The sequence below is a fragment of the Cupriavidus sp. 05L411 genome (assembly GCF_056398045.1).
This window is the reverse complement of record NZ_JBFTOQ010000023.1, coordinates 56,006-81,158: the sequence shown is the minus strand read 5'-3', so window position 1 is coordinate 81,158 and position 25,153 is coordinate 56,006. Positions and strand designations below refer to the sequence as shown.

Below are 25,153 nucleotides of genomic sequence, written 5' to 3'. Positions count from 1 at the left end.
GAGGACCAGGCTCGGCTAGCCCCATCCCTATCCATATTCTCGAATCCTGCAGCCAATTCAAAGTGTTGCGAGGATTTTCTCAAGCTCTACCTGAATCTCGGGAATGCTCCGGGTCGCGTCGATGACCCGGAAACGCTGCGCGGACTCCGCCGCGCGGCGCAGGTATTCCTGCCGTGTGCGCTCGAAGAACGCACGCGACTCGGCCTCGAACTTGTCGGGCTCGCGTGCGCCGGCCAGGCGCGCGCTGGCGGTTTCCAGCGGCACATCGAACAGCAGCGTCAGATCGGGCTGCAGACCATCCTGCACCCAGGTCTCCAGCACTTCGAGCCGTGCGCGCGGCAGGCCCCGGCCACCGCCCTGGTAGGCAAAGGTGGCATCGGTGAAGCGGTCGGAAACCACCCAGTCACCGCGCGTCAGCGCGGGTTCGATGACTTCGGCAATATGTTCGCGGCGGGCGGCGAACATCAGCAAGGCCTCGGTTTCGAGATGCATCTTGCGGTGCAGCAGCAACTGCCGCAGATCCTCGCCAAGCGGAGTGCCGCCGGGCTCGCGGGTGGTAACGACCGATGCGTTACCTGCCAGGCGGGCGCGCAGGCGGTCCGCCACCCACTCCACGTGGGTGCTCTTGCCGGCACCGTCGATGCCTTCGAATGTGATGAATTTTCCGCGCATGGGGAGACTTATTTGCCGCGCTGGTATTTATCTACCGCGCGGTTGTGTTCGGGAAGCGAGTTGGAGAAATGGCTGCTGCCGTCGCCGCGCGCCACGAAATACAGTGCGTCGGACGGGGCCGGCGCGGTGGCGGCGGCCAGCGAGGCCAGCCCGGGCAACGCGATCGGGGTGGGCGGCAGGCCGTTGCGCGTGTAGGTATTGTAAGGGGTGTCGGACTGCAGGTCGCGCTTGCGGATATTGCCCTCGAACGCCTCGCCCATGCCGTAGATCACCGTGGGATCGGTCTGCAGCATCATGCCCTTCTTGAGCCGGTTGACGAACACGGCCGCAATCAGCGGGCGCTCGGCCTGCTGGCCGGTTTCCTTCTCCACGATCGAGGCCATGATCAGCGCATCATAGGGCGACTTGTACGGCAGGTCAGGCGCCCTGGCGTTCCAGGCGTCGGTCAGGCGCCGCTGCATGGCGCGATACGCATGCTTGTACAGTTCGAGATCGCTGCTGCCGCGGGCAAACAGGTAGGTGTCGGGGAAAAACAGGCCCTCTGGCGCCGGCTCCGGCGCGCCGATGGCCTTCATCAGTTCCGCGTCCGACAAGCCGCGGCTATCGTGCTTGAGCGCCGGATGCGCATCCACGGCGGCGCGCATCTTGCGGAATTCCCAGCCTTCGATGACGGTGAGCACATAGTGGTTGACCTCGCCCCGGGCGATCTTGCCGATCACCGACAGCGGCGTGGCGCTGCTGTCGAACTCATAGCCCCCGGCCTTGAGGTCGGCGCCATGGCCGGTAAGCCGCACCAGCAGCGCGAACAGGCGGGGGTCCATCTGCACCCCGCCACGCTGGATCTGGCGGCCAACGCTGGCCACGCTGGAATTGGGCTTGATCACCACCTCAATGGGCGAGGCTGTCAGCGCGAGCGGGCGATTGGCCCACCAGGCAAAGGCGCCGGCGGCGGCAATCGTGAAAATCACGGCGACCAGCAGCAGCCGCAGGAAAAGACGTTTCATGTAAAAGAGAAAGTAGCGGCGCACAATGCACCGCGGCAAAGCCGGGTTCACCCAGTGTCGACCATGGGCATCCCGGCTGAAATGGCGACAGCCTCATATAATACCGGGAGCCTTGCACCTTTAGCCGCTTGTAGCTCCTTGCACCTTCCATCCGGCGCGCCCGTGCGCGCCTTGCCTGCGATACCTGCCATGAATGCCCCTGCCCCAGACCGTGCCACCCAGTTCGAAGCCGTGCGTCAAAGCGGAGTCGTCTGCCGACCCGCGCACCTGGGCCTGATCCGGGTTGCCGGCGAAGACGCCGGCAGCTTCCTGCATACCCAGCTGACCAATGCCGTGGATGACCTGGACGCCGGCACCGCCCGCCTGGCCGGCTACTGCTCGCCCAAGGGACGGCTGCTGGCCAGCTTTCTGATGTGGCGTGACGAGGAAGGCATCGTCCTCCAGTTGTCCGCCGACCTGCAGCCCGCTATCCAGAAGCGCCTGTCGATGTTCGTGCTGCGCGCCAAGGCCAAGCTGTCCGATCTCACGCCGGCCCGCGCGGTGCTGGGCGTGGCAGGTGCCAGTGGCGCCGCCGCCCTGCAGGCGGCCGGCCTGCCCGCACCGGCCGCGCCCTGGGCCAGCGCCGCGGCCGCCAGCGCCACCGTGATCCGGCTGCCGGACGGCGCCGGGCTGCCGCGCTGGCAGGTGGTGCTGCCGGCCGAACAGGCCGACGAAGTCCAGGCCGCGCTGTCGGCGCAGCTGGTGCCGGTGGATGCCGTGGTGTGGGACTGGCTGGAGGTGCAAGCCGGCGTGCCGCGCATCGCCGCAGCCACGCAGGAGCAATTCGTGCCTCAGATGATCAACCTGGAACTGGTCGGCGGCGTGAGCTTTCGCAAGGGCTGCTATCCGGGCCAGGAAATCGTCGCGCGCAGCCAGTACCGCGGCACGCTCAAACGACGCATGTGGCTGATCCATGGCGAAGGCGAAGTGCCGGGCGCGGCCACGGAGATCTTCCGCCCCGAGGATCCTGAGCAGCCCTGCGGCATGGTGGTCAATGCCGCCGCTGCGCCACAAGGCGGCTGGGATGGCCTGGCCGAACTGAAGATCGATGCGGCGGGTGGCGCCCTGCACCTGGGCAGTGCTGCCGGCAGCCCGGTGCGCGTGGGCGAGCTGCCCTATGCGGTCCCCTTCGGCGACGCCGCCTGAACCCCTGGCAACACTGGGAATAGCCATGAGCGACCACCTGTACGTCTATTTCCGGGTACCGGAAGCCCGCGCCGATGAGGCCATCGCGCACTGGCACCGCTGGATGGAGACCGTTGCCGAAGCGAGCGGAATTGGTGGTACGCTCTTACGCAGGCCCGAGGCGCGCGACGGCATGCAGACCTGGATGGAAGCCTACGCCGATGTACCGCCAGCCTTCGACCAGCTGCTCGACGGACTCTGGCGGCAAAGCGGGCTGCAGCAGTGGATCAGCGGCGAGCGGCAGGTGGAGCGTTTTGTCGATATCGACCAGCTCTGAGGGTGGCCGTGGAACGGCCCCGCCGCGCTGGTCCCTGAATGACGAAGCCGATGATCAAATCGCAGTCAATGCAGTGAATGTGGCAACCGCAGTGAATGCAGCAAAGGAAGCGCTATGTGCTTGATTCTGGTGGCCTGGCAATCGCACCCGGACTATGCCCTGGTGGTGGCCGGCAACCGCGACGAGTTCTATGCCCGCCCGGCGGCGCCCGTGCATTGGTGGGAAGACGCCCCCCAGGTGCTGGCCGGACGCGACATGGCGGAAGTGATCGGCGAGCCAGGCACCTGGATGGGCCTGGCCGGCGACGGCCGCTTTGCCGCCCTGACCAACTACCGCGCCCCGTCCGAAAAACGCACCGATGCGCGCTCGCGCGGTGAGCTGGTGGCCGGATTCCTGCGTGGCGACAGCGATCCGCAATCCTATCTGTCCGGGCTGGTGCCCCGCACCGGCGCCTACAACGGCTTCAATTTGCTGGCGTGCAACCTGCGCGAGCTCTGGTGGTACAGCAACCGCGGCGCCTCGCCCTATCCGCAGCGCCTCAAGCCCGGCATCTATGGCCTATCCAACGCTTTGCTGGATACGCCGTGGCCCAAGGTGCGCAGCCGCGTCGGCGCGCTCGCCGAAACACTTGCCGCCGACACCGGCCTGGCCGGCGCCAGCATCGAACCCTATCTCGACCTGCTGGCCAATGATCGCCAGGCCTTGGATTTCGAGCTTCCGCGCACGGGGGTGACCCCGGAGTGGGAAAAACTGCTGTCCTCCGCCTTCATCCGCTCGCCCAGCTATGGCACCCGCGCCAGCACCGTGCTGCGCGTGCGCCATGACGGCCGCTTCGAGCTTAGCGAACGCAGCTTCGACGCCAACGGCCGCACCGGCGAGGTGTCCTACCGTGGACACCTGCGCGTTGCCCGCGACGCCGGCTCGGTGCAAGCGCCGCGCTAAGGCGGGCGCGCTCAGTACAGCTGGGCCGCCAAGCCGGTCGGGCGCAATGCCACGTTCAGCGCCCGGATCGCGGCGGGGTCATTGCGCACCGCCAGCAGCCATGCATCCTCAAAGTGCCCGATCTCCAGCAGTTGCACCCCGTGCGGCGCCAGTTCGCGGTTGACGTGCGCCAGGTAGAGCGCGGCGGGCTCCATATCGAAATCAAAGTCGTCGCCACCTAGCGGAATACCGTCTTCGTCGTAGAGATCGTCGACGTCGATAGCCGAGACACCCGCCGCGCGCAGCGTGGCGAGGCGCGTCACGGCCTGCACGCCCAGCGTGCTGAAATCCCACCAGTCCACCTTGACCAGGCAGTGCTCCGCCAGCCAGGGCCGCAACCATGCCGAGAGCAGGTCTTCGCCGGCAGGCGGTTCGCCCAGCGGCGCACGGTCGAGGTCTAGGGCGGGCGTGGCATCGGCCAAGGCCTGGAGCAGGCGGGAACGGATTTCAGACATAGACAAGATCAACGCGAAAGCGACGGCAAAAACAAAGACTGCGATGGTACAGCGTAGGCGGCCGGCTGCAAGCCCCGCAAGTTATCGCTCCATTCAGGCCACAGCCGCCAGCCTGGCCGGCAATGCAGCCCGAACCGCCTCGCTCACGATGCCTGCCAGCCGGGTGGCGGGTGCCTCCAGCTCGGCATCCTTGCGGTAAAGCGCCAGCGCCAGCGAGGGCAACGCAGGCAGCCCGCCCTCGCCCGGCTCCCAGGCCCGCACGGAAGGTGGCAAGCCCATGCCGGTGCGGATGGTCAGCCCCAGCCCGGCCGCCGCCCCTGCCCACAAGCCGCCCAGGCTCGCGCTGCTGAAAGCCACCCGCCAGGCAATGCCGGCGCGGTCCAGGGCGGCCGTGCCCGCGGAGCGGAAACGGCATGGCGGCTCGAATGCCACCAAGGGCAGCGGGCCGTTGCCTTGCCACGGCGCACGCGCGGCGGCGGGCCCGATCCAGCGCATCGGCAACATCGCCACCTGCTCCACATGCGGCATCCGCACGCCATCGTCCCACGCCAGCGCCAGGTCCAGGCGGCCGGCGGCCACGCTGTCCAGCAGCTCGGTGTTGCGCGCCACGCGTGCCTCGATCTTCACCTTGGGGTGCGCGCGGGCGAACCGGCCGAGCACCTCGGGCAGCAGCACCTCGCCAAAGTCCTGCTGCAGGCCGAACCGCACCCAGCCTTCCAGCGCCACGCCGTGCACGGCGGCCGCGGCCTCGTCGTTGAGTTCCAGCAGCCTGCGGGCATAGGCCAGCATGGTCTCGCCCGCCTCCGTCAGCGCCAGTCCCCGTCCGGCCTTGCGAAAGATCGCCGTGCCCGCCTGCTCCTCCAGTTTCTTGAGCTGCGCGCTAACCGCCGAGGTGGAGCGGCCCAGCCGGTCAGCGGCCCGGGCATAGCTGCCGAGCTCCATGCCGGCGACGAAGCTGCGTAGTACATCAAGGTCGAAGTTCACCGCTGCCATGTCAAACCATCCTGTTATTTGGGATGTTTAATCAATAATTATCTGATATTCAGGATCATTCTGCGGCGGCAGAATCAGGGCGTCAAGGCTTGCATATGCCGTTTTCCCAAGGATGATCCCGTGCCCCGCGTTCCCGCCCCGCTCCCGTTTGCCGCTGTGCCTGGCCCTGCCGGCGCAGCCCTCGCCCCACGCCATGGCCCAGGCCATCGCTGGAAAGTGCTGGCCCTCGGCGTCGCGGCCAATGCCAGCTTTGCCGCGGCGTTCTCGGGCATTCCCACCACGGCGGTGCTGATGCGCGCCGGCTACCGGATCAGCGATGGCGAGCTGGGTTTTTGCCTGGGCATGATGGGACTTGGCATTGCGGTGAGCGAAGTGCCGTGGGGCTTGCTGACCGACCGCTGGGGCGACCGCCGCGTGCTGCTGACCGGCTTGATGGCCACCGCGCTGTGGCTGGCGTTGATGGCGGTGTTCGTGGCGCCGCTGCCCGGCCATATCCCGGGCAACACCGCGCTGGCGCTAGGCCTGTTGGGGCTGGGCCTGCTGGGCGGCAGCGTCAACGGCTCCAGCGGCCGCGCCGTGATGGCATGGTTCCGCGAAGGCGAACGGGGCCTAGCCATGAGCATCCGCCAGACCGCGGTGCCCGCCGGCGGCGGGATTGGCGCGCTGATGCTGCCGCTGCTGGCGCAGTCCTTTGGCTTTGCCGCCGTCTACGGCGCGCTGGCCGTGTTCTGCGGCGTCACTGCGGCCTTTGCCTGGCACTGGATGCACGAGCCGCCGGCCGAGCCGGCGCGCGCTACGTTGCCCGCAGGCGGCGTGGCCGGCAAGGCAGGGCCCGGCCCGCTGAGAAGCGCGCAGGTCTGGCGGCTGGTGAGCGGCATGGGCCTGATGTGCGTGCCACAAGTGGCTGTGCTGACGTTCGCAACGATCTTCCTGCACGATTTCAGCCACATCGGCATTGCCGCGGCGGGCATGGCCGTGGCGGCGGTTCAGGCAGGCGCTGCCGTCATGCGGGTGTGGAGCGGCCGCTGGACCGACCGCCATGGCAACCGCCGCGCCTATATGCGCGCCTGCAGCTTGCTGACCTTGCTTGTGTTCGCCACGCTGGCGGGGCTGACCTGGCTGTGTGCCGCCGCACCGGGCTGGCACGCCTTGCTGACGCCGGTGCTGATGGGATGCCTGGTGCTGGGCGGCATCTGCACTTCGGCCTGGCATGGTGTGGCCTTCACCGAGCTGGCGACGATCGCGGGCGCCAGCCGCGCAGGCACCGCACTCGGGCTGGGCAATACCTTTGCATTTTCGGGCTTTTTCCTGGTGCCGCTGGCGATCCCGGCGATAGCCGCCGGCTATGGCTGGGCGGTCGTGTGGCTGGCGGCCAGCGCGAGCGCCCTATTGGCGCGGCCCTTGTTTGCTCGGCAGGCCCGCGCCTGACGACAAGCCGCCCGTCGCGTTCAGCCCAGCAATTTGCGCATTTCCACGTGAGCAATGCCGGCCTCTTCAAATTCCTCGCCGACCTGCTCGAAGCCCACACGCGCGTAGAACGGTGCCGCATAGCGTTGCGCATTGAGCACCAGCTCAGGGTAGCCAAGCTCCGCGGCCTTGGCCATCAGCGCATCCAGCACCCTGGCGCCGACGCCGCTGCCGCGCGCGGGCTTGAGCACCGCCATGCGGCCGATGTGGCCATCCGGCAGCAGGCGGCCTGTGGCCAGCGCGCTGCCGTCCTCGGCCAGCGCCAGGGCGTGCCAGCTCGGCTCATCCCATTCGTCCCATTCCAGCTCAACCGGCACGCCCTGTTCTTCGACGAAGACGGCATAGCGGATGGCGCGCGCGGTATCGCGGGCTTCGGACCAGGGGGCGAGGCGGATGGTGATCGTCATAGTTATTCGGTGCGCAAAGCGCAAAGCGGTGAAAAAACGGCCAGAGGGGCGGACGCCATGATACTCCGGCCACGGCGGGGGCAAGCGACGCCGACCATTGCTGCAATGCCGCATGGAGAAAGGGGTAGGGGTAATTCCCGATCCGCACTCTTCACAGAAAATTTGTATGATGACCATATTACCTAATCACCTGAGGCCTCCCGTGTTCCAGAAAGTCCCGGCCCGAGCCCTGACAGACACCGTTGCTGAACAACTGCTGGAGAAGATCGAAAGCGGCGCCTTCGGCCGTGGCGACAAGCTGCCCACGGAGGCGGTACTGTCCGAGGAATTCGGCGTCAGCCGCACCGTGATCCGCGAAGCCATCGCCCGGCTGCGCCACGAAGGCGTGGTGGAATCGCGCCAGGGCAGCGGCGTGTTCGTCACCGAGCAGGCCGGCATCCGGCCGCTGCGGATCGACTACACCGATGTGGCCACGCTCGAATCGGTATTGCAGATCGTGGAACTGCGCCGGGCCATCGAGGCTGAGGTGGCCGCACAGGCGGCGCGCGACCGCAGCGATGCCAGCATGATGGCCATCGACGCCGCGCTGGCGCGCATCGACGCCGAGGAGGCCGCCGGCGGCGATGGCGTGGCGGCCGACGTGGCCTTTCACCGGACCATCGCCGAAGCCACCGGCAACCCGTTCTTTCTCAAGACGCTGGCGTTCCTGAGCCAGTACCTGGAAACCGCCACCCGCGTGACCCGTACCAACGAGGCACGCCGCGCGGATTTCTCGCGCCAGGTGCGCGAGGAACACCAGGCCATCGTGGCCGCCATCCGCGCCGGCGACGCGCTGGCCGCGCGCAACGCGGCCGAGACCCATATGTACAACGCGGCGCGGCGCCTGTCCCATGGCGGGCAGCCCGAGACCGCCACCGACCTTGCCGACGCGCCCGCGCGCGGCCTTCCCCACTGATCGACTGATCCACTGATCACCGCCCTCCTGGCAGGAGTCTTCATGAGCAAATCAATTGGCGTCATCGGCCTCGGCGCGATGGGCAACGGCGTAGCGCACAGCCTGCTGCGCGCCGGCTTCAAGGTACATGCCTGCGACCTGCGGCCCGACGTGCTGCAGCGCTTTGCCGATGCGGGGGGCATCCCCTGCGCCAGCCCGGCCGAGCTCGGCGGCAAATGCGATGTGGTGGTCACGCTGGTGGTCAACGCCGCGCAGACCGAGGCCGTGCTGTTCGGCGAACAAGGCGCGGCAAGCAGCCTGCGCCCCGGCACGCTGGTGATCGCCAGCGCGACCGTGCCGCCGGGCTTCGCCGAGGCACTGGGCAAGCGGCTGGGCGAGCGCGGCATCCTGCTGCTGGACGCACCGGTCTCCGGTGGCGCCGCCCGCGCCGCCAGCGGCGAAATGACCATGATGACTTCTGGCCCGGCCGAGGCCTATGCGCTGGCCGAGGACGTGCTGGCTGCCATGGCCGGCAAGGTCTACCGGCTGGGCGACGCGCATGGCGCCGGCTCCAAGGTAAAGATCATCAACCAGCTGCTGGCTGGCGTGCATATCGCCGCGGCGGCAGAAGCCATGGCGCTGGGCCTGCGTGAAGGCGTGGATGCCGATGCCCTGTATGAGGTCATCACCCACAGCGCGGGCAATTCGTGGATGTTCGAGAACCGCGTGCCGCATATCCTGTCGGGCGACTACACGCCGCTGTCCGCTGTCGATATCTTCGTCAAGGACCTCGGCCTGGTGCTCGATACCGCGCGCACCAGCAAGTTCCCGCTGCCGCTGTCGGCCGCGGCGCACCAGATGTTCATGATGGCATCCAGCGCGGGACACGGCGGCGAGGACGATTCCGCCGTGATCAAGATATTTCCCGGCATCGAGTTGCCGGCGAAGAAGGCTGAGTGAGGCAAGCCAGCATGACTGCACAGAACCCTTCCTCGCGCGCCGTGCTTGGCTGCATTGCCGACGACTTCACCGGTGCCACCGACCTGGCCAACACGCTGGTGCGCAACGGCATGCGCACCGTGCAGGCTATCGGCGTGCCGGCGGGCGGCGCGGCGCTGCCCGGCGTGGAGCAGGCCGATGCGCTGGTGGTCGCGCTCAAGTCGCGCACCATCCCGGCGGCCGATGCCATCGCGCAATCGCTGGCTGCGCTGCGCTGGTTGCAAGCCCAGGGCTGCCGCCAGTTCTTTTTCAAGTACTGCTCCACCTTCGACTCCACCGACGCCGGCAATATCGGCCCGGTGACCGAAGCCCTGCTGGCGGCGCTTGGCAGCGACTTCACCATCGCCTGCCCGGCATTCCCGGAGAACGGCCGCACCATCTTCCGCGGCCACCTGTTCGTGGGCGATGTCCTGCTCAATGAGTCGGGCATGGAGAACCACCCGCTCACGCCGATGGATGACGCCAACCTGGTCCGCGTGCTGCAGCGCCAGAGCCAGGCCAAGGTGGGCCTGCTGCGCTACGACGCCGTGGCGCGCGGCAGCGACGCGGCCCGCCAGGCCATGGCCACCTTGCGCGGCGATGGCGTGAAACTAGCGATTGCCGACGCCGTAAGCGATGCCGACCTGCATACGCTAGGCGAGGCGTGCGCTGACCTGCCGTTGCTCACCGGCGGCTCGGGCCTGGCGCTCGGCCTGCCGGCCAACTTCCGCCGCGCTGGCTCGCTGCCGCAACGCGCGGATGCCGACAGAGTGGCGCCGGTGGCCGGGCCGGCCGTGGTGCTGGCCGGCAGCGCGTCCAAGGCGACCAATGCGCAGGTGGCGCAATGGCTCGTGGCCAAGCGCCCCGCCCTGCGCATCGACCCGCTCGCGCTGGCGCAAGGCGCGCCCGTGCTTGAGGAGGCGCTGGCCCTGGCGGGCGCCCATGCGGAGCCGGTACTGTTCTACGCCACCACCACGCCGCAGGAGGTCAAATCGGTGCAGGCCGCCCTCGGCGTGGAGCGCGCCGGCCATCTGGTCGAGCAGGCACTGGCGGACATCGCCGCCGCGCTGAAAGCGCGCGGCACGCGCCGCTTCGTGGTGGCCGGCGGCGAAACCTCGGGCGCGGTGGTGCAGKCGCTSGSCGTGCARGCCCTGCGGATCGGCACGCAGATCGCGCCGGGCGTGCCCGCCACCGTCACGCTGGAAGCGCAGCCGCTGGCGCTGGCGCTCAAGTCCGGCAATTTCGGCGGCATGGACTTCTTTGACGAAGCGCTGCGCCAGCTTGGAGGGCAAGCATGAGCACCGAAGCCAGCCTGCGCGAAGAAATCTGCCGCATCGGCGCCAGCCTCTACCAGCGTGGCTACACCGTCGGCAGCGCCGGCAATATCAGCGCGCGCATGGAAGACGGCTGGCTGATCACGCCGACCGATGCCTGCCTGGGCATGCTGGACCCGGCCGCCATCGCGAAGGTGGACAGCGGCGGCAACTGGGTGGCCGGCGACAAGCCGTCCAAGACGCTGACCCTGCACCGCGCCATCTACGACAACAACCCCCAAGCCCATGGCGTGGTGCATACGCACTCCACCCACCTGGTGGCGCTGAGCCTGGCGGGCGCCTGGCAACCGGACGATGTGCTGCCGCCGATCACGCCTTACTACGTGATGAAGGTCGGGCATATCCCGCTGATTCCCTACCATCGCCCGGGCGACCCGGCGGTGGCGGCGCGCGTTGCCCAGCTTGCCGCCGAAGTGCGCGGCGTGCTGCTCGCGCGCCTTGGCCCGGTGGTGTGGGAGGCCACCGTCTCGCGCGCCGCCTTCGCGCTCGAGGAACTTGAAGAAACCGCCAAGCTCTGGCTGATGCTCAAGGACAAGCCTGACCCGCTCGACGAGCAAGCGCTGGCTGAACTGCGCGATACGTTCAAGGCGCGCTGGTAGGGACCACGCGCGCAGGTACGACAAAGCCCTAACAACAAAAACACAAGCAAAGCAGAACCGGCCGCCGCCCGCCCTCGCTAACGCCTGGGCCGCGGCAAGGGCAGCGTTCGCCCCCGGTTTGCCGCTAACAACGGACATCAAGCCGGAACCAAGCCGGGACCAAACCGATACACGGAGACAACCATGCATGCATCCACCCAGGCCGCGCTAACCGGCGCCGGCCAAGACATCGACCGCGACATCGAGAAACGCGCTTATAGCAAGGTGTTCTGGCGCATCATGCCGTTCCTGATGCTGTGCTACGTCATTGCTTACCTGGACCGCGTCAACGTGGGCTTCGCCAAGCTGCAGATGGCGCAGGACCTGGCGTTTTCCGAAACCGTGTTCGGCCTTGGCGCCGGGTTGTTCTTCATCGGCTACTTCCTGTTCGAAGTCCCCAGCAACCTGCTGATGCACAAGCTCGGCGCTCGCGTCTGGATCGCGCGGATCATGATCACGTGGGGCATCATCTCGGCGCTGTTCGTCTTCGTGAAGACGCCCACCACCTTCTACATCATGCGCTTCCTGCTCGGCCTGGCCGAGGCGGGTTTCTATCCCGGCGTGATCCTCTACCTGACCTACTGGTATCCGGCCAACCGGCGCGCCAAGATGATCGCGCTGTTCATGTCGGGCATCCCGGTGGCTGGCATGCTCGGCAACCCGCTGTCGGGCTGGATCATGGATGCCTTCCATGACTACGGCGGCATGCGCGGCTGGCAATGGATGTTCCTGATCGAGGCCCTGCCCGCGCTGCTGATCGGCATCATCACCGTGTTCGTGCTCAAGAACGGCATCGACCAGGCGCCGTGGCTGGACGCCAACGAGAAGCGCGTGCTCAAGCGCAATATCGAGGAAGACGCGCGCCAGGCCGGCGCCTCGGGCACCGGCCACTCGCTCGGCGCCGTGTTCAAGGACAGCCGCGTCTGGTGGATGTGCATGATCTACTTCTGCTTTGTCACCGGGCAATATGCGCTGACGTTCTGGATGCCCACGCTGGTCAAGACCAGCGGCGTTACCGGCAACCTCAATATCGGCCTGCTCAGCGCGATTCCGTTTATCTGCGCCATCGTGGTGATGAACTTCCTCGGCCACAGCGCCGACGCCCGGCGCGAACGCCGCTGGCACCTGATCGTGCCGGCACTGATGGGCGCGGTGGGCTTTGCCATTGCCGCTTCGTTTACCCACAATACCGGGGTGGCCATCGCCGCGCTGTCGCTCGCCGCCGCCGGCGTGCTGACCTGCGCCCCGCTGTTCTGGTCGCTGCCCACCGCCTTCCTGTCCGGGCTGGCCGCTGCCTCGGGCATTGCGGTGGTGAATTCGGTGGGCAACCTGGCGGGCTTTGTGGCACCGTACATGGTGGGCTACCTGACCGATCTCACCCACAGCACGCAATCGAGCATGTATGTGCTGTCGGGCATGCTGGTGCTCGGCGCCGGGCTGGTCTGGCTCACGCCGGCCAAGCTGGTCAACCGCTAGGCCAAGAACACAAGAACTCAAGAATAACGCACTTCTCCTGGAGCACCGCATGCCGCGTTTTGCCGCCAACCTGTCGATGATGTACACCGAGCACGCCTTCCTGGATCGCTTCGCCGCCGCAGCGGCAGACGGTTTCAAGGCCGTGGAGTATCTCTTCCCGTACGAGCACAGTGCCGCGGAAATCCGCGCGCGGCTCGACGCCAACGGCCTGGCGCAAGCGCTGTTCAACGCGCCGCCGGGCGACTGGGCCGCTGGCGAGCGCGGCATGGCCGCCCTGCCCGGGCGCCAAGCCGAATTCCGCGACGCCTTCGGCCGCGCACTGGAATACGCTGCCGTGATCGGCAATGACAAGATCCACGTGATGGCCGGCCTGGTGCCGGCCGGCGCGGACCACGGGCGTCATCGCGCCTGCTACCTGGAAAACCTGGCGCATGCCGCGCAGGCTGCGGCTGCACAAGGCATCACGGTCCTGATCGAGCCGATCAACGCACGCGACATGCCCGGCTACTTCCTCAACCGCCAGGACGACGGCCAAGCCATCTGCAAGGAAGTGGGCGCGGCCAACCTGAAGGTGCAGTTCGACTGCTACCACTGCCAGATCGTGGAAGGCGACCTAGCCATCAAGCTCAAGCGCGACTTTGCCGGCATCGGCCACATCCAGATTGCCGGCGTGCCCGAGCGCCACGAGCCGGACCTGGGCGAGCTGAACTACCCGTACCTGTTCGACGTGATCGATGGCCTTGGCTATGACGGCTGGATCGGCTGCGAGTATCGTCCGCGCGCCGGTACCTCGGCGGGTTTGGCCTGGCTCAAGCCTTACTTGAAGGCCTGAGCGGTCGCTGTCTCCATGCCGCCCACGGCGGCACAACCGGAAAACGAACATGCAAGTACTGATCACCGGCGGGGCCGGCTTTCTCGGCCTGCAACTGGCCCGCCAGCTGTTAAAGCGCGGCACCCTGGACATCGACGGCAAGCCCGTCGCCATCGCGGGCCTGACGCTGCTCGACGTGGCAGCACCGCCTGCGCTGAACGACGCGCGCGTGCGCGTGGTCACCGGCGACTTGTCGGATCCCGCCGTGCTGACGCAGGCCATCGACGAACACACCGGCGCGGTGTTCCACCTGGCGGCGGTGGTCAGCGGCCAGGCCGAGGCGGATTTTGACCTGGGCATGCGCGTGAACCTGGATGCCGCGCGCGCGTTGCTGGAAACCTGCCGGGCGCTTCACGTGAAACATGGCAGCCGGCCACGCGTGGTGTTCACCAGTTCGGTGGCAGTGTACGGCGGCACCCTGCCCGCTGTGGTGCAGGACGATACCGCGCTCAATCCGCAATCCTCCTACGGCGCGCAGAAGGCCATCGGCGAGCTGCTGCTGTCGGACTACAGCCGCCGCGGCTTTGTCGACGGCCGCGTGCTTCGCCTGCCGACCATCAGCGTGCGGCCAGGCAAGCCCAATGCCGCGGCTTCGTCGTTCGCCAGCGGCATCATCCGCGAGCCACTGGCAGGCGTTGCCGCCAATTGCCCGGTCTCGCCGGGAACGCCGCTGTGGCTGCTGTCCCCGCGCGGGGCGATTGCCGCGCTGGCGCGGGGCATGGAGATCGATGGTGCCAAGCTTGGCGAACGCCGGACGGTGAACCTGCCCGGCTTGTCGGTCACGCCCAAGGAGATGGTGGCGGCGTTGCGGCGCGTGGCCGGCGACACCGTGGCGGATCGCGTGAGCTGGGAGCGCGAGGCGCGCATCGAGAATATCGTCGGCACCTGGCCTGCCGCATGGAATACGGAGCGCGCGCTGGCGCTGGGGTTCCAGGGCGACGAGGATTTCGATGCGGTGATCCGGGCGTATATCGAGGATGCGGGCATAGCGGCGCGTTGAACCCGCAGACGCGTCTTGTAGCGGCGCTGGCTTGCACGCAGGCCAACGCCGCCGCACCTGAAACCACGAAAGCCGGACAGATCAAGCGTCCGGCTTCACCACTTCATACGCCGTGATCGTTTCCCGCACCGGCCCCGGAATCGGCGCCGACTTCTGCGTAGCGGGATCCGCGCAGACATAGACGATCTCGCCCGTGACGAGGTGCTCGTCGCCGCGGTACATCTCCACGCGGAACAACATGCTGGAGCGGCCCAGGCGCGCAATCCGCCCCCGGATCTCCAGCATGTCGTCAAAGCGCGCGGACGCGTGATACTCCAGCGTGGACTTCACCACAAAGATGTCCACGCCGTGCGCGTGCAGCACATCCTCCGGATACCGGATCCCCACCGCCCGCCAGTACTCCGTCACGCAGATATCGCAGTAGGTCAGGTAGTGCGCATTGAACACGATCGACTGCGGATCCACTTCGGCCCAACGCACGCGCAGCGGCATGCCGTGACGGAAATCTTCCTTCGCCATGTCAGCGTCCCTCCTTGATTGCCGGCCAGATATCGGCCTGATATGAAAACGGCGCCGGCCCCGGACAGGGCGGCGCCGGCATAAAGCGGCTAGGAGGCTGTTTCAAAATGAAGCGAAGCGGTTCTGGCTAGGCGCGCGGCCGCAGACAGTACAACTGGTACGGCAAGGCCGCGCAACGACGCCAGAATCTTTTTGAAATGGCCTCTAAGTCAGGCTTATTGCGGCTTGTTCAGCCCCAGCTTGTCGATAATGGCCTTCTCTTTCTTGACCGTATCGGCGGCGAAGTGCGCGTATTGCTCGCTGCTCATGTAGAACGGCTCCATGTCGAACTTGGCCAGCGCATCGCGGTAGTTCTGCATTTCCATGGCCTTCTTGAAGCCGTCGTGCAGCTTCTTGACGATCTTCGGATCGGTGCCCTTGGGTGCCACCACGCCGAACGGCGAGGTCTGCACGATGCCCAGGCCCAGCTCCTTCAACGTCGGCACATTGGGGAAGCGCGCCGAGCGCTTCTCGCCCCAGGTCGACAGCAGGCGCAGCTTGCCGGACTCCACGTACGGTGCCCAGGCCGGGGTGTCCGCCACCGACATCACGTGCCCGCCCAGCAGGGCCTGCATCGATTCCGAGTTGCCCTTGTACGGAATATGCGAGAACTGCACGTTCTGCTTCATGGCCAGCTCTTCCATGGTCAGGTGCAGCGTGGTCATCGAGCCCGGCGAGCCGTAGGTCAGGCGGCCCGGGTTGGCCTTGGCGTAGGCGATGTAGTCCTGCATGGTCTTGATCGGCGAATCCACCGGCACAACCAGGCCAAACGAGTAGCCGGCCAGGTTGATCACGTACGACAAGTCCTTGACCGGATCCCAGTTGATCTTGGTGGTGTACGGCAGGCGGTAGACCGGCATGGCTACCTGCGCCAGCGTGTAGCCGTCCGGCTGGGTCGATTGCATCAGCTGGGCGGGCAATACCCCGCCCGCGCCAGGCTTGTTCTCGATGATCACCGGCTGGCCGAGGATCTTGGAAGCGTTTTCCGCCAGCACGCGGAACGGCAGGTCGGTGGAACCGCCCGCGGTATAGCCGATGATCAGGCGAATCGGCCGTTGCGGGAAATTGTCCGCCTGCGCCAGGGCCGGCGCGCTGGCCAGCCCCAGGGTAGCCGCGGTGGCGGCGAGCGCGCCCGCATGGGCGAGGAAATGGCGGCGTTGCATGAGTCTGTGTCTCCTTTTGCTACTGCTACAAGTAATGCACTACACGTAAAGCCAATGAAACCTGGGGTTCTGCGACCGCTTCGATCTGGCTGCCGGCCCGTGCCGGCAAGTCCCGCTCAGCCGTCGAAGGCAGCGCGCAAGGCGGCGACCGCGTCGCCATGCGCGCCGGCCACCGCCGGGACAAAGCGTCCCAGCTTGAAAAAATCGTGGATCATGCCCTGGTAGTCAGCCACTTGCGCCGGCACGCCCGCGGCGCGCAGCTTGGCCGCGTAGGCCACGCCTTCGTCGTGCAGCGGGTCGTAGCCTGCCACGGCGATCCAGGCCGGGCAGCAGCCGCGCACGTCGGCCCCCGTGCCGCCACCGTCCAGCGGGGCAAAACGCCAGTCGTCGCGGCTGGTTTCGCTGTCCAGGTATTGCGAGAAAAACCACTGGATCATCGGCGCGGTCAGCAGATAGCCATCGGCCAGCGCGCGATGCGAAGGCGTGTCCTGGCGGGCGCAGGTGCCGGGATAGATCAGCATCTGCAGGACAGGCTCCAGGCCCAGATCCCGCGCGTGCACGGCGCAGGCGCTGGCCAGGGTGCCACCCGCGCTGTCCCCGCCCAGGGCGATACGGCTGGCATCGGCGCCCAGGCGCGCAGCCTCGGCGAACACCCACGCCATGACATCGAACGCATCGTTCGCCGCATGAGGAAACTTCCACTGCGGGCCAAGCCGGTAGTCCACCGACAGCACCATGCAATCCGCCTGCATGCACAGCAGCCGGCTCAGGGGATCGTGCGAGTTGACGCTGCCCACCGTGAAGCCGCCGCCATGGAAGTACACCAATAAGGGCAACGGCTCGGCCCAGCTGGCCTCGCGCGGCGCATACAGCCGCACCGGGATGTCGTAGCCATCGCGCGCGGCTACCGTCAGATTTTCCACGCTGTGCACAGCCAGCGGCGCGATATCCATGATGGGCGCGCTCTTTTCGTACGCGGTCTTGGCGTCGGCCGGGTCCAGTTCATGGATGGACGGACGCTTCACGCGCCCGATCAGCTCCAGCAACGCCGCCACCTGCGGGTCCAGCGGCACCGGCGGCATGCCGGGCAAGGCAGGCACAGGCTGGGCGGGCGCAGCGGTGGAATCAGGCGGGACAGCGGACATGGACACTCAGAATCAGTAGCAATGAACCTTCGGCAGCAGCCGAATCCCCAGTGGCGTCAGCGCCGCTGGCGTTCGAATTGTGAACGATCGTTCGATTTTAGTATGATTCCAGATGTTTCTGCAGCAAAGCAGATGAAATTTCCCTGGGGCTGGTCAGGGCGGCAGGTTTTGCGCGATCATCGACCATCGTCAGAAAAGCCAGAAGTCAGAAACCAGAAGAAATAGAAAACCCTCATCGACGGAGACAGCATAGATGGCCTTCATTTATTACCTGACCCACATCCACCTGGATTTCGGCACCATCAGCCAGCTCAAGGCAGAGTGCGAGCGCATCGGCATCCGGCGCCCGCTGGTCGTCACCGACAAAGGCGTGGTTGCCGCCGGTGTGGCCCAGCAGGCTGTCGCGGCCCTGGGCGGCCTGCCGCACGAGATCTTCGACGAAACCCCCTCCAATCCGACCGAAGCCATGGTCAAGAAGGCCGCGGCGCAGTATCGGGATAGCGGCTGCGACGGGCTGATCGCGGTCGGCGGCGGCTCCTCCATCGACCTGGCCAAGGGCATCGCCATCCTTGCCACCCATCCCGGCGAGCTGACCACCTACGCCACCATCGAAGGCGGCAGCGCCAGGATCACCGAGCGCGCCGCGCCGCTGATCGCCGTGCCGACCACCTCGGGCACCGGCAGCGAGGTGGCGCGCGGCGCCATCATCATCCTGGAAGACGGCCGCAAGCTCGGCTTCCACTCGTGGCACCTGTTGCCGAAATCCGCCATCTGCGACCCGGGCCTCACGCTCGGCCTGCCGGCCGGCCTGACCGCCGCGACCGGCATGGATGCCATCGCGCATTGCGTGGAAACCTTCCTGGCGCCAGCCTTCAACCCGCCCGCCGACGGCATCGCCCTGGACGGCCTGGAGCGCGGCTGGAAGCATATCGAACGCGCCACCCGCGACGGCCAGGACCGCGACGCGCGCCTGAACATGATGAGCGCCTCCATGCAGGGCGCCATGGCCTTCCAGAAGGGACTGGGCTGCGTGCACTCGCTATCGCACCCGCTCGGCGGCCTCAAGGTGGACGGCAAGACCGGCCTGCACCACGGCACCCTGAATGCGGTGGTGATGCCGGCGGTGCTGCGCTTCAACGCAGACGCGCCCAGCGTGGTGCGCGACAACCGCTACGCCCGCCTGCGCCACGCCATGGGCCTGCCCCAGGGCGCCGACCTGGCCCAGGCCGTGCACGACATGACCGCGCGCCTCGGGCTGCCCACTGGTCTGCGCCAGATGGGTGTCACCGAAGATATGTTCGACAAGGTGATCGCCGGCGCACTGGTCGACCATTGCCACAAGACCAACCCGAAAGAGGCCAGCGCCGCGGATTATCGGCGTATGCTGGCGGAATCCATGTAAGTGCCGCGGCGGGCCGGCAGCACAGGTGCGCGGAACAGCCGGGGCGATCCAGCTTTACCACCCAGCACGGAGAAGAGGTCATGACAGGGGAACACCTGCAGGTCTTGCACGGAGACATCACCCGCATGGAAGTCGACGCCATCGTCAATGCCGCCAATAGCGGCTTGCTCGGTGGCGGCGGTGTCGACGGCGCCATCCACGGCGCTGGCGGTCCCGCCATCATGGCCGCCTGTCGCGGCATTCGCGAAACCAAGGGCGGCTGCCCCACCGGCCAGGCGGTGATCACCACCGGTGGCCTGCTGCCCGCGCCTTACGTCATCCACGCGGTCGGCCCGGTCTGGCAAGGGGGCGACCACGGCGAAGACGCCCTCCTTGCCAGCGCCTACCAGGCCAGCATCGCGCTAGCCGCGCAGCACAAGCTGCGCACCATCGCCTTTCCCAATATCAGCACCGGCATCTACGGTTTCCCGCGCGAGCGCGCCGTGGATATTGCCATCGAGGCGGTACGCAAGGCCCTGGTGGCCGCACCCACCATCGAGCAGGTCAGTTTTGTCTGCTTTGATGACGAGAATTACCGGTTGTATCGGCACAGGTTGAGCTAAATGGCTGACGGGAAATCGGCATTCTCCTGCGATTTCCCGTTTCGTTTTGCTGTCTTCCTTCACTGTCGCCGCCCTCTTTCCGGGTCTTCTCTTCTTCGCCTGCAACCTCGGGCTTTCCCGCGAGAGACGTTACCGTACTCAGGCGGCATCCAATTCGATATGCACACGCCGGCCGAGGGCAGTAGCGATATTCACCAGTGCGTCAAGGGAGAACCGGGATACGCGCCCACGCAGTAGGTCATTGATCCGCGGTTGGGTAACTCCACAATGGCTGGCCGCATCAGCCTGTTTCCAGTCATTGGACTTGATGATAGCCGCGATTTGTTGCATCAATTCCGCCCGCGCGCGGAGATTGGCGGCTTGTTCTGGGGTGTCCGCAATGGCATCCCACACGCTGTTAAAAGTCTCGATGTCAGTCATTTGGCACCTCTCATGAGCTCCGTGTACCGGATCTTGGCTAGATCGATATCGCGCTGCGACGTGGTCTGTGTTTTCTTCTGGAAGGCATGCAGTACATAGACCGCGTCGGCCAACCTTGCCGTGTAGACCACACGATAGGTTCCTGAATCGTCCCACACGCGAATCTCTTCCACACCCTTGCCAATGTCGGGCATGGGCTTGAAGTCGTCTGGCTGCTGCCCACGCTGGACCTTGTCTAGTTGATAGCCGGCATCTTGCCTGGCAGGCTCCGGGAACTCTCGCAAGGACTTGAGCGAGTTTCCGAGGAATCGGATTAGCTTCATCGCTCGAATATACTGATTCGGATATAAAAAAACAAGTCCTTTGCGACAACGCCTGCGATGCGACCCGAACCCRTCCCCTTCCCGACCTAATTCGCCACCACCACCCGCTCCAACGCCAGCCCCACCGCGGCCTGCGCATGCAAAGCCGTGGTATCGAACACCGGCAGCGCCACATCATCCTGCCCGATCAGCAGCGCGATCTCGGTGCAGCCCAGAATCACCCCGCCCACGCCCTGCGCCTGCAAGCCACCGATAATCCGCCGGTACACATCGCGCGAGGCGTCGCGCACGATGCCGTGGCATAGCTCGTCGTAGATGATCCCGTGGACCAGCGCGCGGTCGGCGGCGTCCGGGACCACGACTTCGATGCCGTGCTTGTCCTGCATGCGGCCACGATAGAAGTCCTGCTCCATGGTGAAGGCCGTGCCAAGCAAGCCCACGCGCCGGATGCCGGCGGCGCGCAATGCTTGCGCGGTGGGATCGACGATGTGGAGAAAGGGAATGTCGAGCGCGGCTTCCAGGACAGGGGCCACGCGGTGCATGGTGTTGGTACAGAGCAGCACGAAATCCGCGCCGGCGGCCTGTACCTGCAGGGCGGCTTGCCGCATGGCTTCGCCGAGTTCGTCCCAGCGTTGCGCGTGCTGCAGTGCCTTGATCTGCTCGAAGCTGACCGTGACCATGACGCTGCGCGCGTTATGGTGGCCGCCGAGACGTTGTTTCATGTCCTGGTTGATCAGGCGGTAATACTCGGCCGAGGATTCCCAGCTCATGCCGCCGATCAGTCCGATCGTCTTCATCTTGACCTTCCTTGCGCACTGGCGCCGTCGAATCAGGTCAATGTAGCAGCAGGCGCCACCCCGCCCCATGCACAGTGCGGAGGGTTCCGACCGGGCCAGCGCAGGCGCGCGTGCCTGACGCGGCCTGGCATGCACGACAAATCAGGGCAAAGCGCTCCGGATCAACAGGTTGATGCGCTCCGGCTGCTCGTGGATGACCCAGTGGGTGCCATCCGGAATGCGTTCCAGCCGCATGTCCGGGATGAACTTGTCCAGGCCATCCAGCAGGCTCTTGGGCAGCGCGGTGTCGCGCTCGCCCCAGACCACCAGCGTTGGCACACGCACGGTGAAGGCGGCGGGATCGAGCCTGGAGATATCGGGAGGCGTCTCGCCAGGACCCGGCGGATGCATGGGCGACGCGCGGTAATAGTTCACACCGCCGGTCAGCGAGTGAGAGCCGCCGGCGCCGGGCTGCGACCAGGCCGCGTGGTATTTCTCGCGGGTCTCGCCGGTGAACCAGGGCGCGGGCTGCTTGCCCTGCCCGTTCAGGAAGCCCTCGAGCTTGGCGAAGCCGTCCGCCGCCAGCGCCTGTTCCGATCCCGGCTCGCGCAGCCAGTTCATATAGGCCGAGGCGGCTTGCTGCTGGGGATCGCTGGTCAGCGCCTTGGCAAACACATAGGGATGTGGCGAATTGATGATGACCAGCCGCTCCACCATCTGCGGAAACTGGATGGCCAGGTTCCAGCAGATTGCCCCGCCCCAGTCGTGCGCCACCACCACGCAATGTGAGTAGCCCAGCGCGTTGATGAACTGGACCAGGTCCTCGACGATGTGGCGGGGACGGTAGGCCTCGACTTCCGCGGGCTTGCTTGATAGGTTGAAGCCGCGCAGGTCCGGCGCCACGGCGAAGTGGGTCTTGCCGAACTCGGCCAACTGGGCTTCCCACTCGTACCAGAACTCGGGGAAGCCATGCACGAACAGCACCAGCGGCTTGCCGCGCTCGCCGGCGCTGGCGTAGTGCAGGCGCGTGCCATTGGGCAAGGTGGCGTACTGCAGATGGCGAATGACTGCAGGTTTGGTCATGTATTCCTCCCTTGCCGCAATGGCTGTCTCTGGTGGACTTGCTGCTGGCCGCACCTGGCGGCTCCCCCTCGGTTATCCGCGCAAGGCGGCAATAAGCCCGGCGCGCACTTCCGGCTTGTCGGCGAACGGGTCGCTTGGGTTGCGTTGGCTAATGATATCTTCGAAGCGCTGCCGCACGGGATCCAGCTGCTGCGGATGCGAGTAAATATAGAAGCCGTTGTCGCGGATGGCATCGAAGGTGAGCTGCGCGACTTCGGCGGCCATGACCTTGCCCGAACTGACCGCTTTGTCCGACATGGCTTGCGACACCAGTTGCGAGCGCGTGGGCGGGGCGTCATTGGCCAGCCCGGCCGGCCGGTTGCGGCCCGATTGCGTGATGCCGGTCGGCACGAAATACGGGCACAGCACCGAGCAGCGCACCTGCTCGCTGACCAGGCTGAGATCCTGGTACAGCGATTCGGACAGGGAAACCACGGCGTGCTTGGATACGTTGTAGACGCCCATCGCGGGCGGGCTGAGCAAGCCGGCCATGGAGGCCGTATTGACGATATGGCCTTCGAACGACGAGTCCTTGGCCGCCGCCGCGAGCATCAGCGGGGTAAAGATGCGCACACCGTGGATCACGCCAAAGAGGTTGACGCCCAGCACCCACTCCCAGTCGCGCTCGGTGTTTTCCCACATCAGGCCGCCCGCGCCCACGCCGGCGTTGTTGAACAGCAGGTTGACCTGGCCAAAGGTGGCGATGGCGGCATCGGCCAGTGCCTGCACCTGTTCGGCCTTGGACACATCCACGCGCACGCCGATCACCGGCACGCCTTGCGCCTTGAACTCCGCCACGGTGGCATCCAGTGCGTCCTCCTGCACGTCGGCCAGCACCAGCTTCATGCCGAGTCCCGCACCCAGCTTGGCGAATTCCTTGCCGAAGCCCGATGCACCGCCGGTGATCACTGCCACCTTGCCCTGGAATTGCTTCATGTTGTCTGCCTCTCGTTTGCTGTCGTTGTTATGGGGTTGCCTTGCCGCGCGGGTCTTAGCCCGCGTGCTGCACTTGATAGCCTTGGCGCGGGAAATGCACGTTGACCGCGCCCGCACGCGGGTCCTGGCGGCGCAATGTGGCACGGTGGGCGTCCAGCGCCACCAGCACGCCGGCCACGGGATCGCGCGCGTAATCCGTTGGCGTCACGGTGACCGCGTCGCCCGCTTCGAAGCCGCTGCCGGCAGCCACCCCGCCAGGCAACGCGGCCGGATCGGCGTGCCGTGCCACTTCCAGCGCCGACTCCGCGCTGACCACCCGCACCGTGCCATGGCCAAAGGCCTTCATACGCGCATACCAGGCTTGCACCGCCGGATACGCATCCAACAGCTTGGCCAGCTCGCTGGCGCGCTGGATGAACCAGACATTGTGGTACAGCGAAAAATCCGCCACCGACAGCTCGGCCCCGGCCACATGCGCCACGCCCGCCTTGAATTGCTGCTCGAGCCGCCCGAAGGTTTCATGCAGCATGGCGATGGCCTCGGGCAGCGGCATGCGCAGCGCATTGGTCTCGCCACGCATGGCCTTGCGATCGGCCGAGAAAGCCTGCATTTGCGTGGGAGTGAGGTGGCCCAGCATGCTTTGCGCGCCGGCCGGCTGGAACAGGTAGGTGACGGCGGCGGTAAACAGCGCGGTATCGAGCCAGCCAGCGACCAGGCGCGCGGTGGCGGCTTGCGCGGCGGGATAAAGCGGGCACGCGGGCGCCGCGCTGTCGATCACCTCGCAGATCAACGCGGTGTCGCAATAGATGTCGGCCCCCACCTGCAGGATCGGGGTGCGGCGGTAGCCGCCGGTCAGCGCCACCACGTCCGGCTTTGGCATGATGGGCGGGATTTCCACCGCTTGCCACGCCAGGCCCTTCGCGCCCATCAGCAGGCGGATCTTCTCGGAGAACGGCGACGTTGCATACTGGTGAAGGATAAGGTCTGCCATGGTGTCGGAATCGCTTGTGTTGCCAGTCTGAAGCCAATCTATTGCCAATCTATAGCCAGATTAAACTCAGCCTGAAATTTCTCTTATGCCTGCTGCCGGTGCGTCGGGCGGATGTCGCCACGGGTATGAGCAAGGCGCGTGCCTGCTATTGCTCGATTTCCTCTGTCACGCTGTCAACCGCACTACCGCCCCGTTTGCTTCAGGGCCTTGAGCGCCATGTTCTCGACCAGGCGCGGCGCCAGCAGCTTAAGCCACAGCCCAAGGCGGCCCTTGCCGGTCATCACCAGTTCGCGCTTGCGCGCGGCCATGGCCGCCAGCATCTGGCGCGCGCATTCCTGTGCGCTCATGGCCCCCTCCTCGCGCAGCCGGCTCTCGCCCAGTGGGCGGCCGTCGGGGCCGAAGCCATTGATGCGCGTATCGGTCGCCACCACGCCGGGGAACACCACGCACACATCCACGCCAGACCCGCGCAGCTCGGCCCGCAGCGCCTCGCAGAATCCCGCCAGCGCGAACTTGCTGGCCGAGTAGGCGGTACGGCCCGGCACGCCGATCTTGCCGGCCAGGCTTGACACCGCCACCATCAGGCCGCCGCGCTCGCGCAGGTGCGGCAGCGCCTCGCGCGTGCACCACATGGCGCCGAAGTAGTTCACGCGCATGACCTGCTCGTAGTAGCTGTAGTCCGATACCTGTTCGAAGTAGCCGTGGGCGGACACGCCGGCATTGTTGACCAGCACGTCGAGCCCGCCATACTGCGCCACCACCGTGGCCACCAGCCGCCGGCAGTCGAACTCATCGGACACGTCGACGCGCCACACGCCGACGTCGGCGGCTGGGTGCTGGCGGCGGATGCGCTCCGCCAGCGCCTGCAGCATGTCGACACGGCGCGCCGCCAGCGCAAGCCGCGCACCCTGCTGCGCCAGCAGCAGGGCCAGTTCGGCGCCAATGCCGTCGGACGCGCCGGTGATCAGCACGACCTTGCCAGTGAATGGAGCAAAGGCGGCCAT

Annotated in this window: 28 protein-coding genes; 13 read left to right on the top strand and 15 right to left on the bottom strand. The window is 66.6% G+C overall.

The window, feature by feature from the left end:
- Positions 1-57 precede the first annotated feature (57 nt).
- Positions 58-672: a dTMP kinase gene (tmk, locus tag AC1DQR_RS24680; protein ID WP_174426361.1), complete on the bottom strand. Its 615-nt coding sequence runs from the start codon at positions 670-672 to the stop codon at positions 58-60.
- Positions 673-680: 8 nt separating this feature from the next.
- Entirely contained in the window at positions 681-1,676 is a 996-nt protein-coding gene (gene mltG, locus AC1DQR_RS24675) for an endolytic transglycosylase MltG (RefSeq protein WP_416048643.1), read from the bottom strand.
- 189 nt (positions 1,677-1,865) lie between these two features.
- Between mltG and ygfZ the strand changes: the two genes are divergently transcribed.
- The 3 genes from ygfZ to AC1DQR_RS24660 all read left to right on the top strand — a co-directional run bounded on the left by ygfZ (position 1,866) and on the right by AC1DQR_RS24660 (position 4,119).
- On the top strand, positions 1,866-2,861 hold the full coding sequence (gene ygfZ / locus AC1DQR_RS24670; protein ID WP_416048644.1) for a CAF17-like 4Fe-4S cluster assembly/insertion protein YgfZ: 996 nt from the start codon (positions 1,866-1,868) through the stop codon (positions 2,859-2,861).
- 25 nt (positions 2,862-2,886) lie between these two features.
- On the top strand, positions 2,887-3,177 hold the full coding sequence (locus AC1DQR_RS24665; RefSeq protein WP_150990383.1) for a DUF4936 family protein: 291 nt from the start codon (positions 2,887-2,889) through the stop codon (positions 3,175-3,177).
- A 114-nt stretch (positions 3,178-3,291) separates the two neighbouring features.
- The gene (locus AC1DQR_RS24660) at positions 3,292-4,119 is read left to right on the top strand and encodes an NRDE family protein (RefSeq protein ID WP_477133963.1); all 828 of its coding nucleotides are present in this window, start codon (positions 3,292-3,294) and stop codon (positions 4,117-4,119) included.
- Between the two features lie 11 nt (positions 4,120-4,130).
- Here the strand turns inward: AC1DQR_RS24660 and AC1DQR_RS24655 are convergent, their stop codons facing one another.
- Both AC1DQR_RS24655 and AC1DQR_RS24650 read right to left on the bottom strand, forming a co-directional pair.
- The gene (locus tag AC1DQR_RS24655) at positions 4,131-4,613 is read right to left on the bottom strand and encodes a hypothetical protein (RefSeq protein ID WP_416048646.1); all 483 of its coding nucleotides are present in this window, start codon (positions 4,611-4,613) and stop codon (positions 4,131-4,133) included.
- A gap of 93 nt (positions 4,614-4,706) precedes the next feature.
- Positions 4,707-5,606 (bottom strand): LysR substrate-binding domain-containing protein, encoded by a 900-nt coding sequence (locus tag AC1DQR_RS24650; RefSeq protein ID WP_416048647.1) that lies wholly within the window; start codon positions 5,604-5,606, stop codon positions 4,707-4,709.
- A 156-nt stretch (positions 5,607-5,762) separates the two neighbouring features.
- Here AC1DQR_RS24650 and AC1DQR_RS24645 point away from each other — a divergent pair, with 156 nt between their 5' ends.
- Positions 5,763-7,034 (top strand): MFS transporter, encoded by a 1,272-nt coding sequence (locus AC1DQR_RS24645; RefSeq protein ID WP_416050488.1) that lies wholly within the window; start codon positions 5,763-5,765, stop codon positions 7,032-7,034.
- 20 nt (positions 7,035-7,054) lie between these two features.
- Here the strand turns inward: AC1DQR_RS24645 and AC1DQR_RS24640 are convergent, their stop codons facing one another.
- Positions 7,055-7,480 carry a GNAT family N-acetyltransferase gene (locus tag AC1DQR_RS24640; RefSeq protein WP_416048648.1) on the bottom strand — a complete coding sequence of 142 codons (426 nt, stop codon included), beginning with the start codon at positions 7,478-7,480 and terminating at the stop codon, positions 7,055-7,057.
- 202 nt (positions 7,481-7,682) lie between these two features.
- Here AC1DQR_RS24640 and AC1DQR_RS24635 point away from each other — a divergent pair, with 202 nt between their 5' ends.
- The 7 genes from AC1DQR_RS24635 to denD all read left to right on the top strand — a co-directional run bounded on the left by AC1DQR_RS24635 (position 7,683) and on the right by denD (position 14,711).
- Positions 7,683-8,435 (top strand): FadR/GntR family transcriptional regulator, encoded by a 753-nt coding sequence (locus AC1DQR_RS24635; protein ID WP_416048649.1) that lies wholly within the window; start codon positions 7,683-7,685, stop codon positions 8,433-8,435.
- Positions 8,436-8,477: 42 nt separating this feature from the next.
- A complete protein-coding gene (gene ltnD, locus AC1DQR_RS24630; RefSeq protein ID WP_416048650.1) occupies positions 8,478-9,374 on the top strand; it encodes an L-threonate dehydrogenase in 897 nt (298 codons plus the stop codon).
- Between the two features lie 11 nt (positions 9,375-9,385).
- Positions 9,386-10,690: a 3-oxo-tetronate kinase gene (gene otnK / locus AC1DQR_RS24625; protein WP_477133962.1), complete on the top strand. Its 1,305-nt coding sequence runs from the start codon at positions 9,386-9,388 to the stop codon at positions 10,688-10,690.
- The gene (gene otnC / locus AC1DQR_RS24620; RefSeq protein WP_267603086.1) at positions 10,687-11,325 is read left to right on the top strand and encodes a 3-oxo-tetronate 4-phosphate decarboxylase; all 639 of its coding nucleotides are present in this window, start codon (positions 10,687-10,689) and stop codon (positions 11,323-11,325) included. Before otnK ends, otnC begins: the two co-directional genes overlap by 4 nt.
- A gap of 183 nt (positions 11,326-11,508) precedes the next feature.
- A complete protein-coding gene (locus AC1DQR_RS24615) occupies positions 11,509-12,840 on the top strand; it encodes an MFS transporter (RefSeq protein ID WP_416048652.1) in 1,332 nt (443 codons plus the stop codon).
- Positions 12,841-12,889: 49 nt separating this feature from the next.
- Complete coding sequence (gene otnI, locus AC1DQR_RS24610; RefSeq protein ID WP_477133961.1) at positions 12,890-13,672, top strand: 2-oxo-tetronate isomerase; 783 nt, start codon at positions 12,890-12,892, stop codon at positions 13,670-13,672.
- Positions 13,673-13,721: 49 nt separating this feature from the next.
- Positions 13,722-14,711 carry a D-erythronate dehydrogenase gene (denD, locus tag AC1DQR_RS24605; protein ID WP_416048654.1) on the top strand — a complete coding sequence of 330 codons (990 nt, stop codon included), beginning with the start codon at positions 13,722-13,724 and terminating at the stop codon, positions 14,709-14,711.
- Between the two features lie 81 nt (positions 14,712-14,792).
- Here denD and AC1DQR_RS24600 read toward each other — a convergent pair whose 3' ends face one another.
- The 3 genes from AC1DQR_RS24600 to AC1DQR_RS24590 form a co-directional block, all read right to left on the bottom strand.
- A complete protein-coding gene (locus tag AC1DQR_RS24600) occupies positions 14,793-15,230 on the bottom strand; it encodes a YbgC/FadM family acyl-CoA thioesterase (protein ID WP_416048655.1) in 438 nt (145 codons plus the stop codon).
- A 215-nt stretch (positions 15,231-15,445) separates the two neighbouring features.
- Complete coding sequence (locus tag AC1DQR_RS24595) at positions 15,446-16,432, bottom strand: tripartite tricarboxylate transporter substrate binding protein (protein ID WP_150990354.1); 987 nt, start codon at positions 16,430-16,432, stop codon at positions 15,446-15,448.
- 116 nt (positions 16,433-16,548) lie between these two features.
- Positions 16,549-17,577 (bottom strand): alpha/beta hydrolase, encoded by a 1,029-nt coding sequence (locus tag AC1DQR_RS24590; protein WP_477133960.1) that lies wholly within the window; start codon positions 17,575-17,577, stop codon positions 16,549-16,551.
- 253 nt (positions 17,578-17,830) lie between these two features.
- Between AC1DQR_RS24590 and AC1DQR_RS24585 the strand changes: the two genes are divergently transcribed.
- On the top strand, positions 17,831-18,979 hold the full coding sequence (locus AC1DQR_RS24585) for an iron-containing alcohol dehydrogenase (protein ID WP_416048657.1): 1,149 nt from the start codon (positions 17,831-17,833) through the stop codon (positions 18,977-18,979).
- 80 nt (positions 18,980-19,059) lie between these two features.
- Positions 19,060-19,581 (top strand): O-acetyl-ADP-ribose deacetylase, encoded by a 522-nt coding sequence (locus AC1DQR_RS24580; protein ID WP_043346598.1) that lies wholly within the window; start codon positions 19,060-19,062, stop codon positions 19,579-19,581.
- A gap of 138 nt (positions 19,582-19,719) precedes the next feature.
- Here the strand turns inward: AC1DQR_RS24580 and AC1DQR_RS24575 are convergent, their stop codons facing one another.
- The 7 genes from AC1DQR_RS24575 to AC1DQR_RS24545 all read right to left on the bottom strand — a co-directional run bounded on the left by AC1DQR_RS24575 (position 19,720) and on the right by AC1DQR_RS24545 (position 25,153).
- Positions 19,720-20,001: a helix-turn-helix domain-containing protein gene (locus AC1DQR_RS24575; protein WP_174426377.1), complete on the bottom strand. Its 282-nt coding sequence runs from the start codon at positions 19,999-20,001 to the stop codon at positions 19,720-19,722.
- Complete coding sequence (locus AC1DQR_RS24570; protein ID WP_416048658.1) at positions 19,998-20,324, bottom strand: type II toxin-antitoxin system RelE/ParE family toxin; 327 nt, start codon at positions 20,322-20,324, stop codon at positions 19,998-20,000. Before AC1DQR_RS24570 ends, AC1DQR_RS24575 begins: the two co-directional genes overlap by 4 nt.
- An 86-nt stretch (positions 20,325-20,410) precedes the next feature.
- Positions 20,411-21,121 (bottom strand): aspartate/glutamate racemase family protein, encoded by a 711-nt coding sequence (locus AC1DQR_RS24565; RefSeq protein WP_416048659.1) that lies wholly within the window; start codon positions 21,119-21,121, stop codon positions 20,411-20,413.
- Positions 21,122-21,262: 141 nt separating this feature from the next.
- A complete protein-coding gene (locus AC1DQR_RS24560; RefSeq protein ID WP_416048660.1) occupies positions 21,263-22,183 on the bottom strand; it encodes an alpha/beta fold hydrolase in 921 nt (306 codons plus the stop codon).
- 72 nt (positions 22,184-22,255) lie between these two features.
- Positions 22,256-23,158, bottom strand: a complete 903-nt coding sequence (locus tag AC1DQR_RS24555) for an SDR family oxidoreductase (RefSeq protein WP_416048661.1) — start codon at positions 23,156-23,158, stop codon at positions 22,256-22,258.
- Positions 23,159-23,213: 55 nt separating this feature from the next.
- Positions 23,214-24,149, bottom strand: coding sequence for a glutathione S-transferase family protein (locus AC1DQR_RS24550; RefSeq protein WP_416048662.1), 936 nt, complete (start codon positions 24,147-24,149; stop codon positions 23,214-23,216).
- Between the two features lie 182 nt (positions 24,150-24,331).
- Complete coding sequence (locus AC1DQR_RS24545) at positions 24,332-25,153, bottom strand: SDR family oxidoreductase (protein WP_150990339.1); 822 nt, start codon at positions 25,151-25,153, stop codon at positions 24,332-24,334.

Bases quoted from the DNA above. Each gene is read 5' to 3' on its own strand.
- AC1DQR_RS24650 (WP_416048647.1), bottom strand. From the start codon at position 5,606: ATGGCAGCGGTGAACTTCGACCTTGATGTACTACGCAGCTTCGTCGCC.
- AC1DQR_RS24655 (WP_416048646.1), bottom strand. From the start codon at position 4,613: ATGTCTGAAATCCGTTCCCGCCTGCTCCAGGCCTTGGCCGATGCCACG.
- AC1DQR_RS24665 (WP_150990383.1), top strand. From the start codon at position 2,887: ATGAGCGACCACCTGTACGTCTATTTCCGGGTACCGGAAGCCCGCGCC.
- AC1DQR_RS24640 (WP_416048648.1), bottom strand. From the start codon at position 7,480: ATGACGATCACCATCCGCCTCGCCCCCTGGTCCGAAGCCCGCGATACC.
- otnI (WP_477133961.1), top strand. From the start codon at position 12,890: ATGCCGCGTTTTGCCGCCAACCTGTCGATGATGTACACCGAGCACGCC.
- AC1DQR_RS24555 (WP_416048661.1), bottom strand. From the start codon at position 23,158: ATGAAGCAATTCCAGGGCAAGGTGGCAGTGATCACCGGCGGTGCATCG.
- denD (WP_416048654.1), top strand. From the start codon at position 13,722: ATGCAAGTACTGATCACCGGCGGGGCCGGCTTTCTCGGCCTGCAACTG.
- mltG (WP_416048643.1), bottom strand. From the start codon at position 1,676: ATGAAACGTCTTTTCCTGCGGCTGCTGCTGGTCGCCGTGATTTTCACG.
- AC1DQR_RS24615 (WP_416048652.1), top strand. From the start codon at position 11,509: ATGCATGCATCCACCCAGGCCGCGCTAACCGGCGCCGGCCAAGACATC.
- AC1DQR_RS24570 (WP_416048658.1), bottom strand. From the start codon at position 20,324: ATGAAGCTAATCCGATTCCTCGGAAACTCGCTCAAGTCCTTGCGAGAG.
- AC1DQR_RS24590 (WP_477133960.1), bottom strand. From the start codon at position 17,577: ATGTCCGCTGTCCCGCCTGATTCCACCGCTGCGCCCGCCCAGCCTGTG.
- ltnD (WP_416048650.1), top strand. From the start codon at position 8,478: ATGAGCAAATCAATTGGCGTCATCGGCCTCGGCGCGATGGGCAACGGC.
- AC1DQR_RS24575 (WP_174426377.1), bottom strand. From the start codon at position 20,001: ATGACTGACATCGAGACTTTTAACAGCGTGTGGGATGCCATTGCGGAC.
- AC1DQR_RS24545 (WP_150990339.1), bottom strand. From the start codon at position 25,153: ATGGCCGCCTTTGCTCCATTCACTGGCAAGGTCGTGCTGATCACCGGC.
- otnC (WP_267603086.1), top strand. From the start codon at position 10,687: ATGAGCACCGAAGCCAGCCTGCGCGAAGAAATCTGCCGCATCGGCGCC.
- AC1DQR_RS24660 (WP_477133963.1), top strand. From the start codon at position 3,292: ATGTGCTTGATTCTGGTGGCCTGGCAATCGCACCCGGACTATGCCCTG.
- AC1DQR_RS24585 (WP_416048657.1), top strand. From the start codon at position 17,831: ATGGCCTTCATTTATTACCTGACCCACATCCACCTGGATTTCGGCACC.
- tmk (WP_174426361.1), bottom strand. From the start codon at position 672: ATGCGCGGAAAATTCATCACATTCGAAGGCATCGACGGTGCCGGCAAG.
- AC1DQR_RS24565 (WP_416048659.1), bottom strand. From the start codon at position 21,121: ATGAAGACGATCGGACTGATCGGCGGCATGAGCTGGGAATCCTCGGCC.
- AC1DQR_RS24580 (WP_043346598.1), top strand. From the start codon at position 19,060: ATGACAGGGGAACACCTGCAGGTCTTGCACGGAGACATCACCCGCATG.
- AC1DQR_RS24550 (WP_416048662.1), bottom strand. From the start codon at position 24,149: ATGGCAGACCTTATCCTTCACCAGTATGCAACGTCGCCGTTCTCCGAG.
- AC1DQR_RS24595 (WP_150990354.1), bottom strand. From the start codon at position 16,432: ATGCAACGCCGCCATTTCCTCGCCCATGCGGGCGCGCTCGCCGCCACC.
- AC1DQR_RS24560 (WP_416048660.1), bottom strand. From the start codon at position 22,183: ATGACCAAACCTGCAGTCATTCGCCATCTGCAGTACGCCACCTTGCCC.
- ygfZ (WP_416048644.1), top strand. From the start codon at position 1,866: ATGAATGCCCCTGCCCCAGACCGTGCCACCCAGTTCGAAGCCGTGCGT.
- AC1DQR_RS24600 (WP_416048655.1), bottom strand. From the start codon at position 15,230: ATGGCGAAGGAAGATTTCCGTCACGGCATGCCGCTGCGCGTGCGTTGG.